This window comes from Tenacibaculum sp. (assembly GCF_050290165.1).
GTDB lineage: Bacteria > Bacteroidota > Bacteroidia > Flavobacteriales > Flavobacteriaceae > Polaribacter.
Map to the genome: position 1 here is coordinate 168,344 of NZ_JBNKHD010000012.1, position 25,217 is coordinate 193,560.

21 protein-coding genes are annotated in these 25,217 nt (G+C 31.3%); 11 read left to right on the plus strand and 10 right to left on the minus strand.

From position 1 onward, the window contains the following. Positions 1-26 precede the first annotated feature (26 nt). The 5 genes from ACQY6M_RS10180 to pyk all read left to right on the plus strand — a co-directional run bounded on the left by ACQY6M_RS10180 (position 27) and on the right by pyk (position 4,252). Positions 27-263 carry an acyl carrier protein gene (locus tag ACQY6M_RS10180; RefSeq protein WP_028891431.1) on the plus strand — a complete coding sequence of 79 codons (237 nt, stop codon included), beginning with the start codon at positions 27-29 and terminating at the stop codon, positions 261-263. Between the two features lie 6 nt (positions 264-269). After that, positions 270-1,520 carry a beta-ketoacyl-ACP synthase II gene (gene fabF / locus ACQY6M_RS10185; protein WP_428741515.1) on the plus strand — a complete coding sequence of 417 codons (1,251 nt, stop codon included), beginning with the start codon at positions 270-272 and terminating at the stop codon, positions 1,518-1,520. 6 nt (positions 1,521-1,526) lie between these two features. Then, positions 1,527-2,264 carry a ribonuclease III gene (gene rnc, locus ACQY6M_RS10190; protein WP_428741514.1) on the plus strand — a complete coding sequence of 246 codons (738 nt, stop codon included), beginning with the start codon at positions 1,527-1,529 and terminating at the stop codon, positions 2,262-2,264. A gap of 84 nt (positions 2,265-2,348) precedes the next feature. After that, positions 2,349-2,819 (plus strand): IPExxxVDY family protein, encoded by a 471-nt coding sequence (locus ACQY6M_RS10195; protein ID WP_428741513.1) that lies wholly within the window; start codon positions 2,349-2,351, stop codon positions 2,817-2,819. Between the two features lie 5 nt (positions 2,820-2,824). Continuing rightward, positions 2,825-4,252, plus strand: coding sequence for a pyruvate kinase (pyk, locus tag ACQY6M_RS10200; RefSeq protein ID WP_428741512.1), 1,428 nt, complete (start codon positions 2,825-2,827; stop codon positions 4,250-4,252). A gap of 52 nt (positions 4,253-4,304) precedes the next feature. On the opposite strand, the gene ACQY6M_RS10205 is transcribed toward pyk, so the two are convergent. Continuing rightward, on the minus strand, positions 4,305-6,605 hold the full coding sequence (locus tag ACQY6M_RS10205; RefSeq protein WP_428741511.1) for a M28 family peptidase: 2,301 nt from the start codon (positions 6,603-6,605) through the stop codon (positions 4,305-4,307). Positions 6,606-6,707: 102 nt separating this feature from the next. Between ACQY6M_RS10205 and ACQY6M_RS10210 the strand changes: the two genes are divergently transcribed. Next, complete coding sequence (locus ACQY6M_RS10210) at positions 6,708-7,175, plus strand: CBS domain-containing protein (protein ID WP_428741510.1); 468 nt, start codon at positions 6,708-6,710, stop codon at positions 7,173-7,175. Here ACQY6M_RS10210 and ACQY6M_RS10215 read toward each other — a convergent pair. Genes ACQY6M_RS10215 through ACQY6M_RS10225 form a run of 3 tightly spaced genes read right to left on the minus strand, consistent with a single transcriptional unit; the run spans position 7,172 to position 8,571 of the window. Next, positions 7,172-7,522 carry a hypothetical protein gene (locus ACQY6M_RS10215; RefSeq protein WP_428741509.1) on the minus strand — a complete coding sequence of 117 codons (351 nt, stop codon included), beginning with the start codon at positions 7,520-7,522 and terminating at the stop codon, positions 7,172-7,174. The two genes, ACQY6M_RS10210 and ACQY6M_RS10215, sit on opposite strands and share 4 nt — an antisense overlap. After that, on the minus strand, positions 7,512-8,054 hold the full coding sequence (locus ACQY6M_RS10220) for a GNAT family N-acetyltransferase (RefSeq protein WP_428741508.1): 543 nt from the start codon (positions 8,052-8,054) through the stop codon (positions 7,512-7,514). The genes ACQY6M_RS10215 and ACQY6M_RS10220 overlap by 11 nt, the downstream gene beginning before the upstream one ends. A gap of 4 nt (positions 8,055-8,058) precedes the next feature. Then, positions 8,059-8,571 carry a GNAT family N-acetyltransferase gene (locus tag ACQY6M_RS10225; protein ID WP_428741507.1) on the minus strand — a complete coding sequence of 171 codons (513 nt, stop codon included), beginning with the start codon at positions 8,569-8,571 and terminating at the stop codon, positions 8,059-8,061. A gap of 177 nt (positions 8,572-8,748) precedes the next feature. Here ACQY6M_RS10225 and ACQY6M_RS10230 point away from each other — a divergent pair, with 177 nt between their 5' ends. The 3 genes from ACQY6M_RS10230 (at position 8,749) to ACQY6M_RS10240 (ending at position 12,875) form a co-directional block, all read left to right on the plus strand. Beyond that, positions 8,749-9,084 (plus strand): single-stranded DNA-binding protein, encoded by a 336-nt coding sequence (locus ACQY6M_RS10230; protein ID WP_408034523.1) that lies wholly within the window; start codon positions 8,749-8,751, stop codon positions 9,082-9,084. A 146-nt stretch (positions 9,085-9,230) separates the two neighbouring features. Further along, positions 9,231-9,998, plus strand: coding sequence for an energy transducer TonB (locus ACQY6M_RS10235; protein WP_428741506.1), 768 nt, complete (start codon positions 9,231-9,233; stop codon positions 9,996-9,998). Between the two features lie 18 nt (positions 9,999-10,016). Continuing rightward, a complete protein-coding gene (locus tag ACQY6M_RS10240; RefSeq protein WP_428741505.1) occupies positions 10,017-12,875 on the plus strand; it encodes a TonB-dependent receptor domain-containing protein in 2,859 nt (952 codons plus the stop codon). 56 nt (positions 12,876-12,931) lie between these two features. Here ACQY6M_RS10240 and ACQY6M_RS10245 read toward each other — a convergent pair whose 3' ends face one another. Genes ACQY6M_RS10245 through ACQY6M_RS10255 form a run of 3 tightly spaced genes read right to left on the minus strand, consistent with a single transcriptional unit; the run spans position 12,932 to position 16,896 of the window. Further along, on the minus strand, positions 12,932-15,433 hold the full coding sequence (locus ACQY6M_RS10245) for a TonB-dependent receptor (RefSeq protein ID WP_428741504.1): 2,502 nt from the start codon (positions 15,431-15,433) through the stop codon (positions 12,932-12,934). Beyond that, positions 15,420-16,325: a FecR family protein gene (locus tag ACQY6M_RS10250; protein ID WP_428741503.1), complete on the minus strand. Its 906-nt coding sequence runs from the start codon at positions 16,323-16,325 to the stop codon at positions 15,420-15,422. The genes ACQY6M_RS10245 and ACQY6M_RS10250 overlap by 14 nt, the downstream gene beginning before the upstream one ends. 52 nt (positions 16,326-16,377) lie before the next feature. Further along, positions 16,378-16,896 carry an RNA polymerase sigma factor gene (locus tag ACQY6M_RS10255; RefSeq protein WP_428741502.1) on the minus strand — a complete coding sequence of 173 codons (519 nt, stop codon included), beginning with the start codon at positions 16,894-16,896 and terminating at the stop codon, positions 16,378-16,380. A gap of 128 nt (positions 16,897-17,024) precedes the next feature. Between ACQY6M_RS10255 and ACQY6M_RS10260 the strand changes: the two genes are divergently transcribed. Then, positions 17,025-18,419, plus strand: coding sequence for a hypothetical protein (locus tag ACQY6M_RS10260; protein ID WP_428741501.1), 1,395 nt, complete (start codon positions 17,025-17,027; stop codon positions 18,417-18,419). An 81-nt stretch (positions 18,420-18,500) separates the two neighbouring features. On the opposite strand, the gene ACQY6M_RS10265 is transcribed toward ACQY6M_RS10260, so the two are convergent. Further along, entirely contained in the window at positions 18,501-20,624 is a 2,124-nt protein-coding gene (locus tag ACQY6M_RS10265) for a Tex family protein (protein WP_428741500.1), read from the minus strand. 3 nt (positions 20,625-20,627) lie between these two features. After that, positions 20,628-22,211, minus strand: a complete 1,584-nt coding sequence (locus ACQY6M_RS10270; RefSeq protein WP_428741499.1) for a hypothetical protein — start codon at positions 22,209-22,211, stop codon at positions 20,628-20,630. Positions 22,212-22,415: 204 nt separating this feature from the next. Between ACQY6M_RS10270 and ACQY6M_RS10275 the strand changes: the two genes are divergently transcribed. After that, positions 22,416-23,036, plus strand: coding sequence for a 2OG-Fe(II) oxygenase (locus ACQY6M_RS10275; RefSeq protein ID WP_428741498.1), 621 nt, complete (start codon positions 22,416-22,418; stop codon positions 23,034-23,036). 50 nt (positions 23,037-23,086) lie between these two features. Here ACQY6M_RS10275 and metG read toward each other — a convergent pair whose 3' ends face one another. Further along, positions 23,087-25,141, minus strand: a complete 2,055-nt coding sequence (gene metG / locus ACQY6M_RS10280; RefSeq protein WP_428741497.1) for a methionine--tRNA ligase — start codon at positions 25,139-25,141, stop codon at positions 23,087-23,089. Positions 25,142-25,217 lie beyond the last annotated feature (76 nt).

Here is a 25,217-nt window from a genome sequence, read left to right on the forward strand (position 1 = left end):
ATTTTAAATTTTAAAACAAACAAATTATGTCAGACATTGCATCAAGAGTAAAAGCAATTATCGTAGACAAATTAGGAGTAGACGATAACGAAGTAACTAACGAAGCAAGCTTCACAAACGATTTAGGAGCAGATTCTTTAGATACGGTTGAGTTAATCATGGAATTCGAAAAAGAATTTGATATTCAAATTCCAGATGATCAAGCAGAAAACATTGGTACTGTAGGTCAAGCGATTAGCTATATTGAAGACGCAAAAAAATAAGATTATATGCAATTAAAACGAGTTGTAGTAACTGGACTTGGCGCATTAACGCCAATAGGAAACAATAAAGAAGAGTATTGGAATAGCTTAGTTAACGGAGTTAGCGGAGCAGCACCTATAACGTATTTTGATGCTGCCAAGTTCAAGACTCGTTTCGCATGTGAACTTAAAAACTTCGACGCGACTGAATTCATTAATAGAAAAGAAGCGCGTAAAATGGATAGATTTACTCAATATGCAATGGTTGCTTCTGATGAGGCTATAGCTGATGCAAAGTTAAATTTAGACGAAGTTAACAAGTTAAGAGTAGGTGTTATTTGGGGAGCCGGTATTGGAGGTTTAGAAACATTTCAAGACGAAGTACTGAACTATGCTAAAGGTGATGGTACTCCAAAATTTAACCCATTCTTTATTCCAAAGATGATTGCAGATATTGCACCAGGAAACATTTCTATTAAGAATGGATTCATGGGACCTAACTATACTACGGTATCTGCTTGTGCATCATCTGCAAATGCAATGATTGACGCATTAAATTATATCAGACTAGGTCATTGTGATGTAGTTGTAACTGGAGGTAGTGAAGCCGCTGTTACAATTGCTGGTATGGGAGGTTTTAATGCAATGCATGCTTTGTCTACTAGAAACGAGAGCCCAGAAACAGCTTCAAGACCTTTTGATGCTGAACGTGATGGTTTCGTTTTAGGGGAAGGAGCAGGAGCTATTGTATTAGAAGAATACGAACATGCCAAAGCTCGAGGAGCAAAAATTTATGCTGAAGTTATTGGTGGAGGGTTGTCTTCTGATGCCTACCACATGACAGCACCTCATCCTGATGGAATAGGTGTAATTGCAGTAATGAAGAACTGTCTTGAAAATGCTGGAATAAAACCAGAAGACGTAGACCATATCAACACTCACGGTACTTCAACCCCCCTAGGAGATGTTGCAGAATTAAAAGCGATCTCTGAAGTTTTTGGAGATCATGCTAAAAACATTAATATCAATTCAACAAAGTCCATGACAGGACATTTGTTAGGTGCTGCTGGTGCTATTGAAGCGATTGCTTCTTTATTAGCCATGGAGCATGGTATTGTTCCCCCAACGATTAATCACACCAATGTTGATGAAAACATCAATCCAGAGTTAAATTTAACATTAAATAAAGCTCAAAAAAGAGAGATTAAGGTTGCGATGAGTAATACATTTGGTTTTGGTGGTCATAATGCTTGTGTAGCCTTTAGAAAACTAGATTAATTTTTTATGAATTTTTTTCGTAGAATCGTCAAACCCCAAAATATAGAAGACGAAGCTTTCTACTACGAATTAAAAGAATTACTTAATTTTAAACCAATTAAGTTATCTTATTATGAAAAAGCATTTACGCATAGATCTTTAAAGCTGACCGATAGTAAAGGGAATCCTGTTAACTATGAGCGACTAGAGTTTTTGGGTGATGCTATTTTAGGTACAGTAATTGCATCGTATTTGTTTAAAAAAGTACCCGATGGAGACGAAGGGTATTTAACTCAAATGCGTTCAAAGATCGTAAGTAGAGAACATTTGAATAGCTTAGGGAAAGATCTTGATTTAGTTCGATTCATAAAAAGCAACATTTCAAAAGAGCATGTTAGTAGTAACATCCATGGTAATATATTTGAAGCCTTAATTGGTGCTATTTATCTAGACAGAGGATATAACTATTGCCACCAGTTTATCTACGAACAAGTAATAATGCCGTATGTTGATATTGAAAGACTAGAAGGAAAAATATCTAGTTATAAAGGTTTTGTTATAGAATGGTGCCAAAAAAAGAAGAAGAAGTATAAATTTGAATCGTATGAAGATTCAGGAAATCAAAGCAAAAAATACTTCAGTGTACGTGTTAGTATAGATGGTAATATTATAGCAAAAGGAAGATCTACTTCAAAAAAGAAAGCAGAGGAAATTGCAGCCAAAAGAGTGTACTATGCTATGCAAAATCAAATGTCAGATTCTTAACACTTAGACTTAAACGTTTTCACAAATTTTACATGCTATTTTAGATACATTCATTAATTTAGCAAAAAGCAAATTATTGTTTTTATGCCAGTTTATGAGTTGAATATTGATGAGTTTTCTAACGATGATTATACATTGATAGGTATTCATACCATTCTGAATGAATACAAGTTAGCATATTTATTAAATCAATATTTGCAGGTTAAGTTCAATAGAACGAATTACGATTTAGATTTTGTTCAAAGAAATAACAAATCTTCATTTGCCGTGTATGAGTATAGAAATATGAAACTATGTCAAAAGTGGTTTTTAATTTCTAATGTATATAAATCAATTCGTAAAGAAGTATCTATAAGTCTTTTTGAGCAAAGTGATTCTATAAGTCACTTGATACCAGAGAAAAAAAAGGTTGATTTTTTTTTGAAACTAGAAGGCGGATTTGATTATGAATCAATTGTAAAAACTATTGAAAAAATCAATCAAATCCCACAAATTATAACCTCATATCAAATAGAGGTAAACACATTAAAGTCGAAAGACTTCTTAATTTTTTAAATTATATGCCACACAACAAGAAAACAAAAATTGTAGCAACATTAGGACCAGCAACTAGTACAAAAGAAATTTTAGCTGATATGGCAGCTGCTGGAGTAAATGTTTTTAGAATTAACTTTTCACATGCAGATTACGATGTAGTAAGAGAACGTATTCAACAAATACGAGAAATTAATGAAGAAAGAGGGTATAATGTAGCCATTTTAGCAGATTTGCAAGGCCCAAAGCTTAGAGTAGGGGTAATGGAAGAAGGAGTTGAGTTAAAGGCAGGAGACACCTTTATTTTTACTACTGAGAAATGTGAAGGAACGCAAGAAAAGGCTTTTATGACTTATCAGCAGTTTCCTAAAGATGTGAAAGTAGGAGAGAAGATTTTGGTTGATGATGGAAAGCTGATGTTTGAAGTAATTGCTACAGATAAAGATACAGAAGTTGTTACCAAAGTAGTAGTTGGAGGTGTTTTAAAATCAAAAAAAGGAGTTAATTTACCTAATACCAAGATTTCGCTACCAGCGTTAACTGAAAAAGACAAAAAAGATGTTGTTTTCGCTTTAGAGCAAGAAGTTGATTGGATAGCACTTTCGTTTGTTAGAACACCTGAAGATTTACGTATTTTACGAGATTTGATTAAACAAAAATCTCGCTATAGAGTTCCTGTGATAGCAAAAATTGAAAAACCAGAAGCTGTTGAAAATATAGATGCGCTAATTCCTTATTGTGATGGATTAATGGTAGCACGTGGTGATTTAGGAGTTGAAGTACCAATGCAAGATGTACCTTTAATCCAAAAAAGTCTAGTGTTAAGAGCTAAACAAGCTAGAATTCCTGTGATTATTGCAACACAGATGATGGAAACGATGATAGAAAATCCAGTACCAACAAGAGCAGAGGTAAATGACGTAGCCAATTCTATTATGGATGGAGCTGATGCTGTAATGCTTTCAGGAGAAACTTCGGTAGGGAAACACCCAGTAAGAGTAATACAAAAAATGACCGAAATTATTGGAAGTGTTGAGTTTTCAGATTTGATTAAAGTTCCTCAAGAACCACCTCATATCAGAACGAATAGATTTATCACAAAATCGGTATGTCATCACGCAGCCCAAATGGCTGACGATATTAATGCTGCAGCGATATCAACACTAACAAACAGTGGATACACAGCGTTTCAAATTTCAGCTTGGAGACCTAAATCTCATGTGTTAGCATTCTCTTCAGAAAAAAGAATTTTAGGAAAATTGAATTTATTATGGGGAGTTAGAGCTTATTTCTATAATAGAGAATTAAGTACTGATGACACTATTGAAGATATTAATGAAATTGCTAAGGAGAAAGGATTTGTAAAATCAGGAGATTTTATGATTAACTTATCTTCAATGCCTGTTGAAGCAAAAGGAATGGTAAATACCTTACGTGTTTCTCATATCGATTAAAATAAAATATATTGAAGTAAAAAGCTCAACGTTAACGTTGAGCTTTTTTGTTTTATAATTGAAGTTTTCTAGTGCAAATAATAGCATCATTAATAACAAATGGCATTGGCATCATTACTTCACTTCTAGGTTTTATAGTAAACTTAGGGTTTGATAATAAATCATTTGATATTTCATTTAAAATGATGTCTGGTTTTATGTTTTTATCAATAGTAAAAGAAAGAGTCAAGGCTTTGTCTGTATTAGCCATTTGATACACTAATAGCGTTCCTTTTTCGGTGCTAAAAGCATTACCAGAATCGTACAAAACCCCGTTAATTGTAAAATCATCCAATTTTATTTTAGTGTTAGCAACTAACTCATACCTGTCAATCTTTCTAGTAGGTGTAATGGTAAGTGATACATGTCTGTGGCTATCAATTATAGTATCTTGATTAATTGTTATGTTTGAGATGTTTATGTTTTTATTTTCTGCTTTTGTATAGTAATTAAAGGGAGTGTTGTATTTGCTATTTCCTGCAATTAAACCTGTGCCTCCTTGAGGAGAGTCTTCATTAAAAAACTGTTTGGTATAACCATCTAAAGTTTTATTATGACTAGCCCAATAAGAAGTGTTTGTATCTGAATTTTGAATAAAAACTAAACTGTTAGGTTTTCTTTTATCTATCGAAAAACCGCTGTTAAAAGTTGCGATGATGAAGAAAACTAGAGAGACTAATCCAGCTAAAGTTTGCCAACCATTTTTTTGTTTTTCTTGGTAAAAAATAGGTAGTGCAAAGCCAAAAAGTAATACTAAAAGAATAGCAGAGATAAATAATGTTTTCAACCCCAATGCTACAGGAAATAACTCCACCATAGGAGCAATGATATATATTGTTGGAATTGATATAATAGCAAATAAAGTAGCTTTAGATTCCTTTCTAATATTCATAAAAAGTTGAATAGCTAAAATAAATAATGCTATATATACTGGAATAATTAAAAAGCCTGCACCAGGTAAATTTATATATATAATATAGTTTAAAAGTAATCCAAAAGTGATAGGAGCTATTAATAAATCGGTTGTTTTAGCCTCTTTTAAGTTGTTGTAAATTTTAAAAATAAGCCAGAGGTTTAAAAATACGAAGGCAACAATATACTGATAACCATTATAGGTAAATCCATGTAACATGTCAGTATATTGAGGGTGTATAATTAATAACAATCGCCATAAACTATACGATATTCCTATACAAATTACTAATGAAATGATGTATGGAATAAATCCTTTAAGCAGTCCAATAATTGTTAACTTTTTTCGATAAATTCCTACAAGAATTAAAGTTATAAATAGTAAAAAAGCAATAATTAACATTGGTAAAACCCAAGAAAAAGGATAGTTTAAAAGCTTCATGAAGGGGAAATTCACGTAAATATAATCTACATTACTATTCAAGTTAGTAAGGTCTGCGTTTGCGAAATAATTTAAAGTAGTTGTTAAATAATCTGCTTGATGTAATAGGGTTTCCCTATTCAATCTTTCATATGAATCTTGTTCGGTATGATAATCAAAATGATCATCAATAAATGCAAAATTAAATCCATTGATGTTCCCTTTTTCTCTAAAAACCGTTAAATCAGTATCATTAGGGAGCTTTTTGTATACTCCATACATTAATGAGTTAGCAGCAGGATAATTAGGATTTGCATTTAAAAATTCAGTTAACAGCTTTTTGTTTTTACCGTTGGTTTCCATCAACATGTAGCTTGAGCCTCCGCTACCACGAGCTTCAAAATTTAAAACTAACCCAACGTCTTTAGCCCAAGGATGATTTTCTGCAAATGCTTGTGCACCCAACAGCCCTAATTCTTCAGCATCTGAAAAAAGGATTATAATGTCATTTTTTGGAATTTTATTAGCAGCTAAGTAAGCTCTGATACCTTCTAGAATAGTTACCACTCCAGAACCTGCGTCACTTGCACCTAACGAAGAGTGTGGATTGGAATCGTAATGTGTTAAAAGCAGTAAAGCTTTACTATTTTCAGTTCCTTTAATTCTAGCTAGGATATTTTCTGTCGTGGTAGCAGCTCTCCATTTTTTATTAATAGCAGTTTGATATTGAATTTCTGGTTCTATCCCTAATTTTTTTAATTCTTCTACAAGGTAGTTTTGAACTTCTGTATGCTCAGTAGAACCTGTATAATGTGGCTTTTGAGAAATGTTTTTTAGATGATATAGTGCATTATCTATAGAAAAATCTGTGGTTTTAATCTTCGTTTTAGGAGATGATACACTAGGTGTTATGTCTTTAAAGCTCCAATAAACTGTTAAAATGATAACAATTACTGCGAGGTAATTTCTTGATGTCTTCATAGTTTAATTTTATCCCATATAAAAATAGGTAATTTTATTCTTTAATTTATAAAATGTATAATCGATTAAAATTCAGTATATTTAATAGCAAATTTTATTATTATGGCTATTAAAAGTTTTCAAGGGAAGAGGTCAAATACACCTCAAGAAGAGAAGGTGCCAATTTTGGTGTCAGATTATATGACCAAGAAGTTAATTACATTTAAAGAAGAGCAACCGATTGAAGAAGTTATAAACATATTGATTAATAATAAAATATCAGGAGGCCCAGTTGTGAATGATAAAAATGAATTGGTAGGTATTATTTCTGAAGGAGATTGTATAAAACAGATTTCAGAAAGTAGATATTATAATTTGCCAATGGAAAATAGTACTGTAGGTAGAGCTATGGTTAAAGAAGTAGAAACGATTGATGGAAATATGAACATCTTAGATGCAGCTAATAAGTTTTTACAATCTCGTAGAAGACGTTTTCCTATTGTAGAAAACGGGAAATTAGTTGGTCAAATTAGCCAAAAAGATGTATTAATTGCAGCAATGAAGCTAAAAGGGAATACATGGAATAGTTAATCTTGTTTAACTAATAAAAACATTTCATTTTCCAACTCTAAATATCCTTGATCATATACGTAAAAATAGGAGTTCCCTGTTTTTGTGGTGTAGAGAGATGTGATGAATTTAAAGTCGAAACCTCTATCAAATAGTTTTCGACGTGTTACTTTAGTTTTACCAGAAATGTTTAACTCGGAAAGAATTTTATAGTTTTTTCGTAAACGATTATTAGTATTTCGTATAAGGTTTTTACTTTCTTTATTAACTTTATTATTAAAGGCGTTTCGGCAGTAATCGGAACAGAATTTTTTATCAATTCTTCCGATTACCTTTTCACCACACTCCAAACAATTTTTATTTTCCATAAGCTGATTTTTTAAGTTTGTACCAGTTAACATCTACTCCTTTATAACCAAATTCATTTACAAATTGTAAGCCTATCTTTTGTAGAACTTTGTTAGAACCAATATTCTCTACATCAGCGGCACCATAAATAATATCATAATTCATTTCTTTAAAGCCGAAGTCTAAACAAGCAAAAGCTGATTCAGAAGCGTATCCTTTACCCCAAAAACGCGGAATTAAACGATAACCAATATCTAAAAAATCAGTAAATCCATTTAATTCTTCTTCTTCTCCTGTATTGAGTTTCAATCCTGACCATCCTATGAATTCTCCTGATTCTTTTTCAAAAGCAGCAAATCTTCCTATACCTCTTTCTTTATACTGTTCTTCAAAAAATGTTATGATATTTTCTGCTTGTTTATAGGTAGTAATTGGATTGTTTCCTAAATATTTGTGAACTTCAGCGTTTGAGTCTAACTCAAATATTCCCTCAGTTTCACTTTCTCTGAACTCTCTTAAAATTAAGCGCTCGGTTTCTAAATAAAATTTCATATCGTTAGTTTATCTTAAGTTTCATCATAATGTCAGTTTGTTCATCGTTTCCTAACCTAAAAACATGTTTGTCGAATGCAACGAATCCGTTTTTCCGGTAAAATTGTATTGCTTTGTGATTATTTTCCCAAACACCTAACCATATAAAATCTACATGTTTTTCTTTGGCAATTTTTGTTGCTTTTTCAAAGAGTACTTGTCCAACTTTCATTCCTTGAAATTCTTTCAGTACGTAAATCCGCTCTATTTCCAGAGCATTTTCATTTTGTATTTCTGTTTGAGCTTTTCCTATATTAATTTTTAAATAACCACATACCTGATTGTCGATTTCAGCAAAATAAAAATGGGAATTTAAATCATTCAATTCAGCTCTTAATCTTTTTGTTGAAAAAGAGTTTTCTAAATAATTAGTAATATTTTCAGTACTGTTTTCAGAAGAAAAAGTTTCAGAAAATGTTTGTATACTAATGTTTTGTAAGCTTTCAAGGTCGTTTATAGTAAGTTTTCTAATCTTCATTTTACAGAAATATGCAATGATTTTAAAGATAGTAAAAAATATTTAAACGATTACATTCAATTACAAACGAAAACAAATGTTTACTAACCGTTTTTAATTTGCATGTTGTTTCATCTTTGCAGTGTCAATTCGTTTGAATGACAAGGTCTTAACTGTTTAATATTAAAAAACACTATTATGAACGCATTAAAAAACAGAGTACAGTTAATTGGAAATTTAGGAAATAACCCAGAAATTATTACCCTTGAAAGTGGAAAGAAGCTAGCAAAATTTGCTATAGCAACTAATGAAACGTATAAAAATAATCAAGGAGAAAAGGTTACAGATACGCAATGGCATAACGTGGTTGCATGGAATAAAACAGCAGAAATTATTGAGAAGTACTTAGAAAAAGGTAAAGAAGTAATGATTGAAGGTAAATTGACTTCTCGTTCTTTTGAAGATAAAGAAGGGAATAAACGTTATGTAACTGAAGTAGTTTGTAATGAACTATTGATGTTAGGAAATAAATAAGTGGGTAAGTTACTGAAAAAGAGTTAAAAAAAGAATCTGATTTTTTTCAGATTCTTTTTTTAAAAGTTTAAATAGTTTTAAAAAAACACTTACTTTTGCCGCCCATTTCCATTCCCCGGAACCATATTTAATTCATAGAATACTCTATGTCTATTAATTATATAGTTGTTTATATGAGAAAGTATCTTTTAGTGGTTTTTTTGTTATCTTTTTTTAATTTTTATGCTCAGCAGGAAGTATGTGAATCTCCTGATGAATCTGTGTTGGATGTTAATAGTATAACAAAATGTACTATTGAGCCTGTAAAAAACTCAAAGAAAAAAGCTGACATGCAGATTAAAGTTAAAATTTCAGCAAGTAAAAGGTATCTAAAAAAAAGAATTGTTAAGAAGCAAAAGGTCCAAGCTATAAGCTCAGTTAGTACTTTAAATGTTAGTGATTTTTCAGCTTCAGAAGAAGTAAAAATAGAAAAAACAAAAGAGGTTAAAGAGATAGATTATAAAGATAATTTAACAAGAATTACTGAAAAATTATCAAAAGAAGAGTTATCGAAAGCACAAAAGCTTTATTACGTGGAGAAAGTACCCTCTTTTGATAAGTGTAAAAACGCAAAGAAAAAAGAAAGACTTGACTGTTTCAACTTAGAAATGGTTAAGCATATTAATAAACATTTCCGCTATCCAGGAGAAGCAGTGAGAAATCATATTGAAGGAGAAGTATGGATTCGATTTATAATCGATAGAGATGGTTATGTAACAAATATTAAAACCCTTGGTCCTGATGGAGGAGAAATCCTTAATGAAGAAGCAAGAAGGGTAGTATCTAAGCTACCACGCTTTGAACCAGGTAAAAATAAAGGGAAGCGTGTACCTGTAAAGTACGGTTTTCCAATAAACTTTTCATTAGAAGAATAAAAATCAATTAAATTTAAAATGTTAAAAAAACAATTAGTAATGATTGTTTTTACCTTAGCTGCTATAACAAGTTATGCGCAGGTAAAAATATCAGGTTCTGTATACGATGAATATTTAGAGCCATTTTACAATGCAAAAATTACAAGTGGTAAAAAATTTGCAGTTTCGGATGAAGAAGGGAACTTTACAATCGTTTTATCAAGTAATAAATTACCTCAAACGTTAATAGTTTCTGCTTTTGGTTTTAAGACAGAAGAAGTATCGGTTATATCTTTTGAAAAAAAGGTAAACGTAGTTTTAAAAGAAAACCTTTTATTAGATCAAGTAATTATTTCTGCCTCAAGGGTTCCAGAAAGAATTATTGAATCACCAGTAACGGTAGAAAGATTAGGTCTTGCTGATATAAGAAAGAACACATCTAATTCTTTTTATGATGGATTAACAAATTTAAAAGGAATTAACTCTAGAGAAGGTAGCTATGGATTCAAATCAATAAACACAAGAGGTTTTGCTGATTTTGCTAACACACGTTTTGTTCAAATGATTGACGGAATGGATACAGCAGCTCAAGCATTGAGTTATAGCACAGGGAATTTTTCGGGAGTTTCTGAATTAGATATCCAAAGTGTTGAAATTTTACCAGGAGCATCTTCAGCGTTATATGGAGCCAATGCCTATAATGGTATTATGCTTATGAATACTAAAAACCCTTTTGATCACACAGGAATAACTACTATGTTTAAAAGTGGTTATATGAGTCAAGAAGCAGGAGGAAATAATCCTTTTTATGATGTTGCCGTAAGAATGGGATACAAGTTTAATGATGTTTTTGCTGCTAAAGTTAACTTTTCATACTATGAAGCTGAAGAATGGCATGCTAATGATCTAAGAAATAAAGAGATTGATACCAATGAGTTGATAGATGGAACAATAAGTTCAACTGTTAATTATAATGGAGTGAACACCTACGGAGATGAGAGTTTTCGTGACTTAAACTTTTATGATAGTGATAATATTGCTTGGGGTACTCTTTTAAGAAGAACTGGATATACAGAAGCAGAACTAGTTAGAAATAATTTTAAATCGAAAAACGCTAGATTTTCAGGGTCTTTATATTTCAGACCTTTTAAAGACGAATCGTTAGAAATTCAACTTACTTCAAGATTATCATTACGTGATAATCTTTTTCAAGGAACAAGTAGATTAGCTCAGCGTGATTATTATATTGGACAACATAAATTAGAAGTAAAAGGGAACGATTTTTATGTAAGAGGATATTACACAGGAAATAATTCTGGTAACTCTTATGATTTAACAAGAACAGGAAGCACTTTAAACGAAGCTGTTAAATCAATGGGAGTTTATACAGATGAATTTTATGATCAAAGATATGTACAAGGGAAATCATTAGAAGAAGCAAGAGCATATGCTGATAGAGATAGGTTAGTACCAGGTACTAATGAGTTTAATAGAGAGTTTAATAGAATAACAGGTACATTAATATCTGATGGAGGAAGTAGACTTTATGAAAAAAGCTCTTACACTCATTTAGATGGTAATTATAACTTTAAAAGATTATTAAATGAATGGGCAGATGTACAAGTAGGAGCTTCTTATCGTGAGTATAATCCAAAATCTAAAGGAACACTTTTTAATGATAAAAAAGAGGAAGTTAGTATAGAAGAATTTGGTGTATACACACAAATCCAAAAGAAATTTTTTGAAGAAAGATTAAAATTAACAGGGTCTATTCGTTATGATAAGTCTGATAATTTTGAAGGAAATTACTCTCCAAGATTAGCCGTAAATTATGCTTTAGGGGAAGAGAAAAATCATGTTTTAAGAGCATCGTATCAAACAGGTTTCCGTAACCCAAGTATACAAGAACAATATATGTTTTTTGATTCTCAAGTAAAAACTAATGTAGGAGCAATTGGAGATAACTTAAGACGTATTTCTTATCCAGATAGTTACTTTATAAGATGGGATAATCAACAAAATAATTATGTTTATGACACTAGAACAGTTACAGGAGATGAGATTCTTAATAATTCATTATTAACTAGAAGTGTTTATTATGACCAAGCAACATATAATGGAGATACTTATATAGAATCTCAATATGATGAGCTAGTACCTGAAGTAGTAAAAACAATAGAGTTAGGGTACAGAAGTATGTTTCGTTTAAACAACGAAACAAATGTAGATGTAGATATAAATGCTTTTTACAGTACACATGATAACTTTGTATTTTTCCAAGATGTTACTGTACCTAATGCAGGAAAAGTGTATCCTTATGGAAATAGAAAAGCTACAGAAGCTGAGTTAGAAGAACCACAAAATAAGAATGGGTTTATTAGAGATGGTGTAGTTATACTAGACGAGGAAGCAAACCAAGCATTTAGCGCAGGATTAGTAAGAGACTTTACAATAACAACTAATAGTAACTCACAAGTAGAATCATATGGTTTTGGTTTTGGAATGCATACAAAGCTATTTAGTGATTTTGATTTTGGTCTAAACTATAACTTTATAGACTTTAAATATGAAGATAAAGATTATGGTTTATTTGAACCTAATTTTAATACACCAAAACATACAGTAAAGGCACAGTTTGGTAACGAAAACCTTTTTAATAATTTTGGTTTTGGAGTAAATGCAAGATGGCAAGATGAGTATAGATGGGTGTCGACGTTTGTTAAAGGAAATGTTGCTGAAAGAACAGTAATAGATGCACAATTAAACTATAGAATTCCGTCAATTAAATCTAGAATTAAAGTTGGAGGAACAAATTTATTTGGAAAAGAATATTACGTAGCTCCTGGATCAGGAAAAATAGGTCAGTTATATTATATCTCTTGGACAATCAATAACTAAGAAATTATAGATTATAAAAAAACAAGCTGATTACATAATCAGCTTGTTTTTTTATGTTAAAAATTTAATTTTAACAAGAAGTTTGGGGTTGAACCTAACGAATAACGAGAATACCTATTAGCACTATTATTTTCTACTCTATAATAATTATTAATACTATTTTTAGTATTGAATAAGTTCCATACTGAAACACCAATATTTACACTCATATCATCAGTTAGTTGTTTTTTGTACAGGGCAGAAGCATCTGCTCTTAAATAATTATTAAGTCTACTATTATTAGCACTTTCATAATTAATTTCATTATCAATAATTTCATTACCCGAAACAGGTTGAGAAGTTGGTTTTCCAGAAGTATAATTTAGTCCAAGCGAAATATTGAATAATTTGCTAGAATAAGTACTACCGACCGTAATAGCATGAGTAATATCAAAATTACTAGGAAATTGATATTCAACTAAATAGTCAAAAAAATATGTGTTTTGAATAAATGAATAACTTAACCAAGTATTTAGGTTTTTGAAGTTCTTTCTCAATAAAAAATCAATACCAAAAGCATCATAACTTCCTTTGTTTTTACTAAACTCATATTTGGTGGTAAAACTTTGACTTTGTGTGGTAATACCATCAATAGTTTTGTAGTATCCTGTAGCATCTATAAGCCATTGCTTCTTTTTATAAGTGAATCCTATTGAAGCCTGTTTACTTTTTAATACAGGAATGCTATCGTTGTCAGATAACTGCCATCTACGTTTTTCAATTCCTAAAAAATCATTCTGAAAATTGATAACTTGAGAGACATTTTGGTGCTTAAACTCCCCAAGAACTTCTATAGAAAGAACGTCATTAACTTTTTTATGAATACTTAATCGAGGTTCTACAAGGATTTTGTTAAACTTCTCAATATAATTAATCCGTAACCCTGGTTTTATAGTAATGTTACTATTAGAGTTTTGATATTGAGTTTGTCCAAAAACGGCATGCTCTCTAATAACATTAGAGTACAATCTTACAAACCTAGGATTATCAACATCGTTTCGATTGGTTATTTGTGTTTCAACAAAATGATAACCACCATTGTATTTCCAGCTATTTTTAGTGTAGTTACCTTTCAGTTTTACACCTGTTTCAGAAACGATGTTTTCTTGTAAAAAACGTTGATTATCTAGAATGTTTGCGTTAATAGCTTGTAAATTATAATCTGTCTCGTAAACCTGTAAGGTTGTGCTAAATTTTGGATTCCATTTTCGATGATAATTAATACCGCCAGCAATGCTTTGTTGCGACAAACTACTTTGTTTGGTCTCTGTTGAGTTATTTACAACTGCAGTTTCATCAAATGTTAAGTTGTTATCAATTAAAATAAAGTTTACTCGAATAGCATCTTTGTTGGTAGGAGTATATAACCATCGTAACGAGGTGTCGTAAAAATTAAACTCTTGATTAGAATTCGTAACGTTTTTATCGTTGTTTTCTATTTCGGTACTTTGGGTAACGCGCTTAAAGTAATTGTGATAAGTTGGAGTTTTAATCCAATCGTCAATAGATCTACGAGCGGCCACTTGAAGTGAAGACTTTTTTCCTAAAGGAGTATCAGCAAAAATGTTAGCATTGATAAAGTTCAGACTCAAACTTCCTGTGAAATCTGTTTGTAAAGTAGCTGCTGTTTTCATGTGAATAGTTCCCGAAACTCCATTAGAGTAAGAAGCATCAGTACCGTTGTTAATTACATATGCAGTTTGAGTGATTTTTGGATTGAAGCTAGAGATTAACCCGAAAAAATGTCCAGTTTGATACATTTTTATACCGTCCCATAAAATAAGGTTTTGATCGTGTGAGCCTCCTCTAATAGTGATGTTTGAAACTGTTTCATCTACACTTTGAATACCTGGTAAAGCTTGCACAGTTTGCAACACATCAGATTCAATTAATCCTGGAAGTAGGGTAAATTTTGAAAAATCGATAATAGTGTTACCATTAATAGTTTTATCAATACCTTTTACCAAATATCCATTGACAGTAATGTTAGAAATTAACTCTTGATGTTCACTTAAAAAAAGGTTTTTACAGTCTGTAGAAGACAACTCACTTGCTAATTTATCAATTGTATGATAACCTATAAACCGAATGTTTACTTTTTCAGAATTACTTCTAGTTTTAAGTTCAAAAAAGCCATGGTTGTCAGTAACGGTATAGTTATTATCTGTCTTAATAGTTGCTCCAACCAAAGGAGTTTTTGTTGTAGAATCTTTTAAGTATCCACAAATTATTACAGGAGATGAAATTCCAACTATTTGTGAATCTAAACGAGTAAATATAAAACTTGTTTGTGCTTCTAGTTTTTTAAGTTTATTACTTAAGCTAAGCTTATTAGAAATAGGAAATACATAGATGTTCTTAATTAAACTACTACTGTAGTTAAATTGGATGCTGTGTGTATTTGCAATTTGTTCTAATACCGTTTTAAGAGGCGCTTTTTTAGGTCCAGTTTGTGCTTGTATGCCAAAACAAAAAGACCAGATGAGTATTAAAAAAAAGAAGGATTTATTGTTGTTCATCCCAAATAATTACACGTTGCTTATTCTTAATTTCGTACGATAAATTAAATGGAAGAGTGATTGATTTTAAGGCTTTTTCAAGGTTATTGTTTGTAAAAGCACCTGTAAATTTTAGATCACTATTTTGTATGCTAAGTTGTGCCTTAATGCTGTATTGTTGCTCAAGTTCAGCAACAACTTGAGAAAGCAAGACATTTTCAAAAACACTCATGTTTTTCAACCATTTTGGTTGTGATAAAATTGTACTGGTCTTTTGTTCTATTCCTTTAATAATACTCAACTCTTTTCCAACAGGTAGTTTTGTAATTTTATTTTTATAGTTTACTTGTACCAATCCTTCATAACATGAAACTTTAAAAATACTGTCTCTGTCTAGTACATTAAACTCAGTACCTAAAACACTTATAATTCCGTTTTTAGTTATAACATCAAAACGCATTCCTTTTTCAACATCAAAAAAAGCTTCGCCTTTTAATTGCAAACTTCGTTGCTTTTTCCAGGTATTACTATTGTATTCAAGGTGAGAAAATTCATTTAGTTCTACTATCGAATTATCGGGAAGTGTAATGGTTTTACTCTCGGCATATTGAGTATTAAAAACATTTACTTGTTTAGTATTGAAAAAATAAAATATACCTAAACCAATAATAAATACTGCGGCAATTTTAGAAACGACTAATAGCCAATTTGTTTGGGGTGCTTTTTTAGAGGATAAACGATTGTTTAAGCTTTCAAAAGAAGGTATAGAAATATGCTTGTCAGCTTTAAATCGCTGACCTTCTTGAATAATTTCTTCAAGAAAACTAGCATCTTCTAAAGTATTAAAAGCTGCTTGTTCTTCGTTGGTTAATTCGTTACGTAACCATTTTTGTATTAAATCATCCTTCTTCATGAGTGATTGCCTATATTAATAAAACACTTTACTTAGTGAAAATCCCGATTTTTTATTTAAAATCTTCCAGTTGATCTTTTAATTTTTTAAATGCCGAATAAATTCTGTGTTCAGCAACCTTTTTTGTAACTCCTAATATTTCTCCTATCTCCTTGTGAGTTTTACCATCTATTTTATTCAACATAAAGGCAACACGTTCTTCTTCTTTTAAGTTTGATAATGCTTTTTCATACCGCTGTAAAAACTCTTTTTTTCGAAGTATAAATTCAGGTGACTCATTTGTGTAATCTTTAGGCTTTATTTCTTGATGTTTAAAAACTACTTTTTGATGCTTCACAGCATTTAACATTAAATTGTTAGCAACGGTATAAAGAAAAGATTTAACTTTTTCAGGAACTATTTTCGCACAATTTTCCCATAATTTAATAAAAGTATCCTGAACTTTATCAGTAGGATTTAAAGTGTCTCCATATTTATAGTATAAAAAATTACCTAACTCTTGAGCATATTTTTCATACAATAAAGAAAAATTCTTCTCATTACAAACGTTATCATGTAGAGGTTTTGACAAACTAAAATAGGGTTTTAAGAGTGAGAAAGGTATAAAAAAATATTTTTCTCGGGATATTAAAGAAGTTAGTTGTTTTATAATAAAAGCCGAAAGAAATCAAACTAAAACAAATAAATAACCCCAAGATTATGAAATTTTTAAAAACAACCTTAGTATTATTTAGTGTTCTACTAGTACTTTCTTCATGTAGAACCGAAGAAATTCAAATTATTAACCCTCCAATTGAAAATGAGCTTGTAGCAAACTCTACAGTAGCTAATTTGATGAAATATACTGTTACAAAAGACGGTTCTGATGATAATATTATTGATAGAGCTAGTTGTCTTAGTGTTAAATTACCAGTAACTGTTACTGTAAATTCTAAAGAAATAACGGTAAATGATAAAGATGGCTATGAAGAAATAGAAGATGTTTTTGATCTTTTTGATGATGATGTAGATTTTATAGTTATTTCGTACCCTATTGAAGTAATACTAAGTGATTATACAGTAAAAACAGTTAATTCTGATGAAGAGTTAGAAGTTTTAGCACAAAATTGTAAAGGAGAAAATGAAGATGATGATGATATTGAATGTTTAGATTTTTACTACCCGCTTACAGCTTCTGTATTCAATTCAAATCAAGAGTTAATACTTACCCTTACCATAGAGAATGATGAAGAGATGTATGAATTAATAGGGAACTTAAAAGATTATGCAGCAGTGACTATAGATTTTCCTTTTAAGGTGATTTTAAATGGAGACACATATGTGTATATTAACAATATGCAAGAATTAGAAGAGGCTATAGCAGCAGCAAAAAATAGTTGTGATGAAGATGATGACAATGATTACAATGATGATGATTGTGATGGATGTAGTATCGAAGGAGTTAAAGAGATATTTGCAAACTGTAATGAATGGATTGTAGATAAACTATACCTAGACCAAACGTATCTTACTGATGAATACAAAGATTTCGTGTTTAATTTTAAAGAAGGGGGAATAATCTTAGTAAATAAAAATGGAACTGTATATGAAGGCAGTTGGGAAGTTTCAGGAGAAGCTAACAACATGAAAATAGTTGTTAACGTTCCAGATTTTCCAGATTTTAATGCTATTTGGTATCTACATGAAGTTAAAGGAGGTTCAGGGGAAGTAAGTGTATATTTATTACTTGAAGGAAATCATCTTCGTTTTAAAAGTCAATGTTCTGTTGTAAAAGATGAATTGAGTGCTATTTTATTAGCCGAAGGTAGTGTTTGGGCAGTTGAGAACTTTAAAAATAACGGAGTTGATGAAACAGAAACTTTTACCAATTATCAGATTTATTTTTATTTAGATAATGTTGTTAAGGCGAAAAAAGATGGAGTTGTTATGGTAGGATCTTGGGAAGTATCGAGTGATGCTAGCATATTAGCTTTAAATTTTTCTGAGGTTCCTGTAAATGAATTTAATAAAGAGTGGGCAGTTGTCTCAACCTCTGAAATGCAAGTAGTTTTAGAAGCAAATGATAGAAGGTTAGTTATAAAACGCATTAATTAAAAGAATAAAATTAATTATCCTTTAGTGTCTATTTATCAATTTTTGATTGCAAAAGCCAGCTGTTTAAAGCTGGCTTTTGTTTTAAAAACTCATACTTAACTGAATACGTTTTCTTGAAGTATCCACTTCTAACACTTTTACCTGAACATGTTGGTGTAAACTTACATGTTCATTTACATCTTTAACAAACGTATCAGATAGATTGGATACATGAACTAAACCACTTTCTTTAATTCCAATATCCACAAAGCAACCAAAGTTGGTGATATTGTTTACAATTCCAGGTAGTACCATGCCTGTTCGTACATCATCTATTGTTTTAATATGCTCGTTAAAACTAAAAGCTTTGGCTTTTTCGCGAGGATCTAATCCTGGTTTTTCCAGCTCTTTTATAATATCTTGTAAAGTTGGTAATCCGTAAGATTCGGTTACATATTGCTGTAGTTTAATTTGTTTTAAAACAGAAGAGTTACCAATTAAATCATCTACCTTTTTACCAGCATCTTTGGCTATTTGTTTTACTAAAGTATAACGTTCTGGATGTACTGCAGAATCATCTAGTGGATTATCACTGTTTTTAATTCGTAGGAACCCAGCAGATTGCTCAAAGGCTTTTCCTCCTAAACGAGGAACTTTTTTAATGGCGGTTCTATTGGCAAAAGCTCCGTTTACGTTTCTGTAATTTACAATGTTTTCAGCCAATTTAGGTCCAATACCGGAAACATAACTTAACAAAGAAGCACTGGCGGTATTAATATTAACACCTACTTTGTTAACACAGTGTTCTACTACAGTATCTAGTGATTTTTTTAATTGTGTCTGGTCAACATCGTGCTGGTATTGTCCTACTCCGATTGATTTTGCTTCAATCTTCACCAATTCAGCTAAAGGATCAGCTAATCGACGTCCGATGGAAATAGCCCCACGAACAGTTACATCATAATTAGGAAACTCGTCTCGTGCAATTTTGGAAGCTGAATAAATAGAAGCACCAGCTTCACTCACGACAAATATTTCCACAGTATTTTTAAAGTACACACGTTTTACTAATTGCTCTGTTTCTCTCGAAGCAGTTCCATTACCAATAGCAATGGCTTCAATTTTATAGGCATCGGCCAAAGAGCTAAGTTTATTCATCGCCTCTTTCGACTGATGTTGAGGTGCATGCGGAAAAATAGTCTCGTTATGTAATAAATCTCCTTGAGCACTTAAACAAACTACTTTACAACCTGTTCTAAATCCTGGGTCGATAGCTAAAATTCGTTTTTCACCCAGTGGAGAACCTAATAGTAACTGTTGTAGGTTTTTAGCAAATACTTTGATGGCACTTTCATCTGCTTTTTCTTTGGCAAGAGTTAAAGCTTCATTTGACAAGGCAGGGAATAACAAACGTTTGTATGCATCGACAATAGCTAGTTCAATTTGTTCTGCACATTCGTTATGTGAACGAATAATTCTGTCTTCTATTTTTTGAAGTGCTCTTTCGTCATCAATACTGATTTTTATACGGATAAAACCTTCTTTTTCTGCACGTAAAATAGCTAATAATCGATGCGAAGGAATTCGACTTAGGTTTTCTTCCCAATCAAAATAATCTTTAAATTTTTGAGCAGCTTCGTCTTCCTTTTTGGTTTTAACGACTTTGGTTGCAATGGTCGCAAAACGCTCTAATTGATAACGAATGTTATTTCTTACATCCATTCGTTCGTTAATCCATTCAGCAATAATATGGCGAGCACCTTCTAAAGCATCGTCTATTTGCTCTACTTCGTTCGAAAGGTATTTTGAAGCGGTAAATTCCAAATCATTTACTCGCTGACTCATAATCATCTTTGCTAATGGTTCTAATCCGTTTTTACGAGCTGTTTCTGCTTTGGTTTTACGTTTCTTTTTATAAGGAAGGTATAGGTCTTCTAACGTTGTTAAATCTTCTGCTTTTTCAACCTTGTTTTTTAGTTCATCTGTTAAAACTTCTTGCTCTTCTAAAGCTTTTAAAATGGTGGACTTACGCTTTTCTAAGGTTTCAAATTGTTCTTTGAATTGAACAATTTGACCAATTTCAACTTCATCTAAGTTTCCTGTTTTTTCTTTTCGGTAACGAGCAATAAAGGGAATGGTACAATCTTCATTTAACAGTTCAATAGTATTTTGAATTGATTTTTGAGAGATTTGGGTACGGGAGGTTATATAAGAAATGAGTTGCATAGTTTAATTAAAGGTGTAAAAAGAATATTTTTTGGTTAATGGTAAATAGAATCCAAGGATGGTAGAGTTGCTAGTTTTGAATATATCAATGGCTTGAGGAACTTCTGTATTTTGTGAACTAACCTCATAAATACCATCTTTTTCGATAATTAATTTAGGTTTTATAAAGTTTGTTATTCTATCATATATATTCTCTTGAATTCTTCCAGTTTTATGATTAAAATTCTCATCAAAAAGGCAATGAATGCGAACCGATTTTGTAGTTAAATAATTAGTAAAAGAATTAAAATCAGCTTGTGAAAAATTACTAGTATCCATTAAGTTGGGAGAAAAACCTGCTAACGCCATACTTAAAATAGTTGAAATAGTGTTGATACCTTTAACTGTTTGTTTTTCGCACCCTATTACTATTTCATAATCATCTTTATTGCTTGTAACACCAATTCCTACATTGCTTTGAGACATTTTTCTTAAAAATTGTTTAGTTTGTTCGAGGCTTCTATACTCTTTAAATGCCCCTCCCTCTTGAATAATGGGAGAATTTTTAAACTTTATGGAGTCACTAGATGTAGTTATAAACTCTTTTAAAAAGCTTTTATTTTCCAAATCGTAAATAGAGAAGTTTAAAACCTCTTTTGAAGTAGTAATTTGAAAAAACAAATTATTATGGATAAAAGAATTAGATCTTTTATTCATACTACTGACATTATAAAGAGGTTTTTTTATTTTTTGAAATGAATAAGTGCCGTATTCTAAGTTTAGTGTTAAGACTTGTGTATAAAATCTGTTTTTATCTAGGGTGATGATAACATTATTTTCGTTAATGTATAATTTATTTAATCGAGAAGAAAGCTCTATGGAAGTAGGAGGAACTTGACTTCTTTTAGTTGTTGTAGAAAAACTTTTGTGAACAAACTCATTTTTATATGGGCTATCATTAATTTTTGTAAGTTCATAAACAATGTTTTTAATTTCCGAATGATTAGGCTTCGTATAATCAGTTAAGAGTTGTTTTAAAGACGTTTCTTTTGTGTCTGTTATAAAAAACTTTTCATTTTTAAAATCAAAAACAGTTGAAGTTGTTTCCTTGTTTATCGAATAATTTCGTGAGACTATATTAGATGTTTTCTCATCTAGAAAAAGTAAGTGAGCTTTATCTCCTTTGTTAACACTTTGAAGAAAGCGAAGATTTTTTGTATCAAAACTATCCTCAATTAATAGAACTTTATTAGTGTCAAAAAGGAATTTAATTATAGCAAACTTTGTTCTCTTGCTGTTGGAAAGAATGAGAGTATAGTTATCCTTTTTATCATATATTTTTCCAATAAAAACATTGTATTTATGTTTTTTGATTTCAAAAGTAAGTTGTTTTTTAAGATTAAAATTTTCATTCAATAAGTAGGCATAAATAGCTTTATTTTCAAATAAAAAAGTCGAAGTATTGCTATTATACTTATTAAATATTGAAAATGATTTTTGAATTGATTTAGAAGAATTCTTAATTTCAAAATTAAGGCTACCAACTTGTTTTTGTGAATACGTATAAATCAAATTCATCATTATCAATCCAAAAACAATTTTTTTCATGTCAATTTTATTAAATAAACTCATAAATTTCTGAGGTTTCAAATATAGTAAAAGCAGTTTTTGTTTAACAATTAAGCTTTTTATTGTTTGTCTCTATGAGAGAATTACTAAACTATAAAAACAACAATAAATTTTTATTTGAGGGTGTACAATCTATATGTTTTTAGACTACCTTTCGTAGTTAGTCTAATTTTAAATTTATTAATGCAAACAACTGTAAATGAATTGCATAAGCAACAGTATGAACGATTGATTACTGGCTTAATTTCCAACGAGTTTGGAGTTTGTGATGACTTTTTTTCTGCGGATATGGTAGCAGGACTTCGGAATAATTTGAAGCAACTTTATGAAGGAGGAATGATGTATAGAGCGGGTATTGGAAAAGACTCTGAATATACAAAAGACAAAGAGATAAGACGAGATGTTATTTGCTGGATTAACGAAAAAACTCAGGATGATTTAGAAAAGATGTTTATCCAGAAAATGAATGAATTTGCTGAGTATCTAAACAAAACATGCTACACAAGTATCAATGCTTTTGAATTTCATTATGCCTATTATGATGTGGGTAGTTTTTATAAACGTCATGTAGATCAGTTTAAGAGTGATAACGGAAGGTTGTTTTCGTTTGTAATGTACTTAAATGACGGTTGGAAGGTTGATGATGGAGGAGAGCTGGTATTGTACACCAAAGAAAAGACAGAAACCATTTTACCGATTGGAGGTAGAGTTGCTTTTTTTAAGAGTGATGTAACTGAGCATGAGGTAAAAGTAGCGTTGACAAGACCTCGCTTAAGTATCGTAGGTTGGTTAAAGAATGTGTAAAATAAGAAACCTCGCAATTTGCGAGGTTTCTTATTTTATGAATATATGTTTTAAGCTATAAACTCTCCATTGTTTACCTTTTCTGAAGGTTGCACAAAAGCTAATTTGCCATCAGGGGTATCAGTCATTAAAATCATTCCTTGGCTTTCTACTCCACGAATTTTTCTTGGTGCTAAGTTGCATAAAACGGTTACTTGTTGCCCTACGATATCTTCTGGTTTAAAGCTTTCAGCAATACCAGAAACGATTGTACGAACATCCATACCAACATCAACCTTTAGTTTTAATAACTTTTTAGCTTTCGCTACTTTTTCAGCTTCTAAAATAGTTCCGACACGCATATCCATTTTAGTGAAATCATCAAACTCAATAGTATCTTTTTGAGGCTCCACCACTTTGTTAGCAGCTTCATTCGCTTTTTTAGTTGCTTCTAATTTATCTAACTGTACTTGAATAGTGGCGTCTTCAATTTTAGCAAACAATAATTCAGCTTTATTTATTTTATGATTTTCAGTTAATAAAACGTCTTTTTCAGCTACATCATTCCAAGTAAGCGTATTATCAATGTTTAAAATTGATTTTAACTTTTCAGAAGTAAATGGTAAAAACGGTTCTGATACTACTGCTAAACCAGTTGCAATTTGTAAAGCAATATTCATAATCGTTTTTGTGCGCTCTTCATCTTCTTTAATTACTTTCCAAGGCTCTTCATCTGCTAAATATTTATTACCCAAACGCGCTAAATTCATCATTTCTTGAGAAGCCTCTCTAAAACGATAACGCTCGATAGATTTCGCAATCACATCTGGGAATTGTTTCAATTGTTCTAAAGCATTTTCATCCGCTTCTGATAATTCACCAGCAGCAGGTACTAATCCGTTATAGTATTTGTTGGTTAACACTACCACACGGTTGATAAAGTTACCGAAGATGGCAACTAACTCATTATTATTCTTTGCTTGAAAATCTTTCCAAGTAAAATCGTTGTCTTTGTTTTCAGGTGCATTAGCTGTTAAGGTATAACGTAACACATCTTGCTGATTTGGGAAATCTTCTAAATATTCGTGTAACCAAACAGCCCAGTTTTTAGAGGTAGATAATTTATTCCCTTCTAAATTTAAAAACTCGTTTGCTGGTACATTTTCAGGTAAAATAAAACCTCCGTGTGCTTTTAACATTGCAGGGAAAATAATACAGTGAAACACAATATTATCTTTACCAATAAAGTGTACTAGTTTGGTATCATCTTTTTTCCAATAGTCTTCCCAGTTTTTACCTTCACGAGCAGCCCATTCTTTGGTAGAAGAAATATACCCAATAGGCGCATCAAACCAAACATATAATACTTTTCCTTCCGCTCCTTCAACAGGAACAGGAATTCCCCAATCTAAATCGCGAGTTACGGCGCGAGGACGTAAACCGTCATCAATCCACGATTTTACTTGTCCTAATACGTTAGGTTTCCAATCGTTTTTATGTCCTTCTAAAATCCATTCACGTAAAAAAGCTTCGTGCTTATCTAATGGTAAAAACCAGTGTTTGGTTTCTTTTAAAGTAGGTACATTTCCAGTGATTGCTGATTTAGGGTTGATTAAATCAGTAGCATTATGGCTCGTTCCACATTTTTCACACTGATCACCATAACTTTCTTCATTTCCACATTTTGGACAGGTACCAATTACAAAACGATCTGCTAAAAACTGATTAGCTTCTTCATCATACAATTGTTGTGTAACCTCTTCAATAAATTCACCATCGTTGTATAATTTGGTAAAGAAATCTGAAGCTGTTTTATGATGGATTTCTGCTGAGGTACGCGAATAATTATCAAAAGAAATTCCGAAATCTTCAAACGATTTTTTAATGATTCCGTTGTATTTGTCAATAATAGCTTGTGGAGTAACACCTTCTTTTTTAGCACGCATAGGAATAGCAACCCCATGCTCATCTGAACCACAAATGTACGCCACATCTTTTCCTCTTTGGCGTAAATAACGTGCATAAATATCTCCAGGAACATATACTCCTGCCAAATGACCAATATGGATAGGTCCGTTTGTGTAAGGTAATGCCGCTGTAATTGTATATCTCTTAGGTGTATTCATGAATTTTGTGCTAAAAATTAAACTGCAAAAGTACAAAAAAGCAATTTTTAATACTGTTATAAATTGGGTACATTTA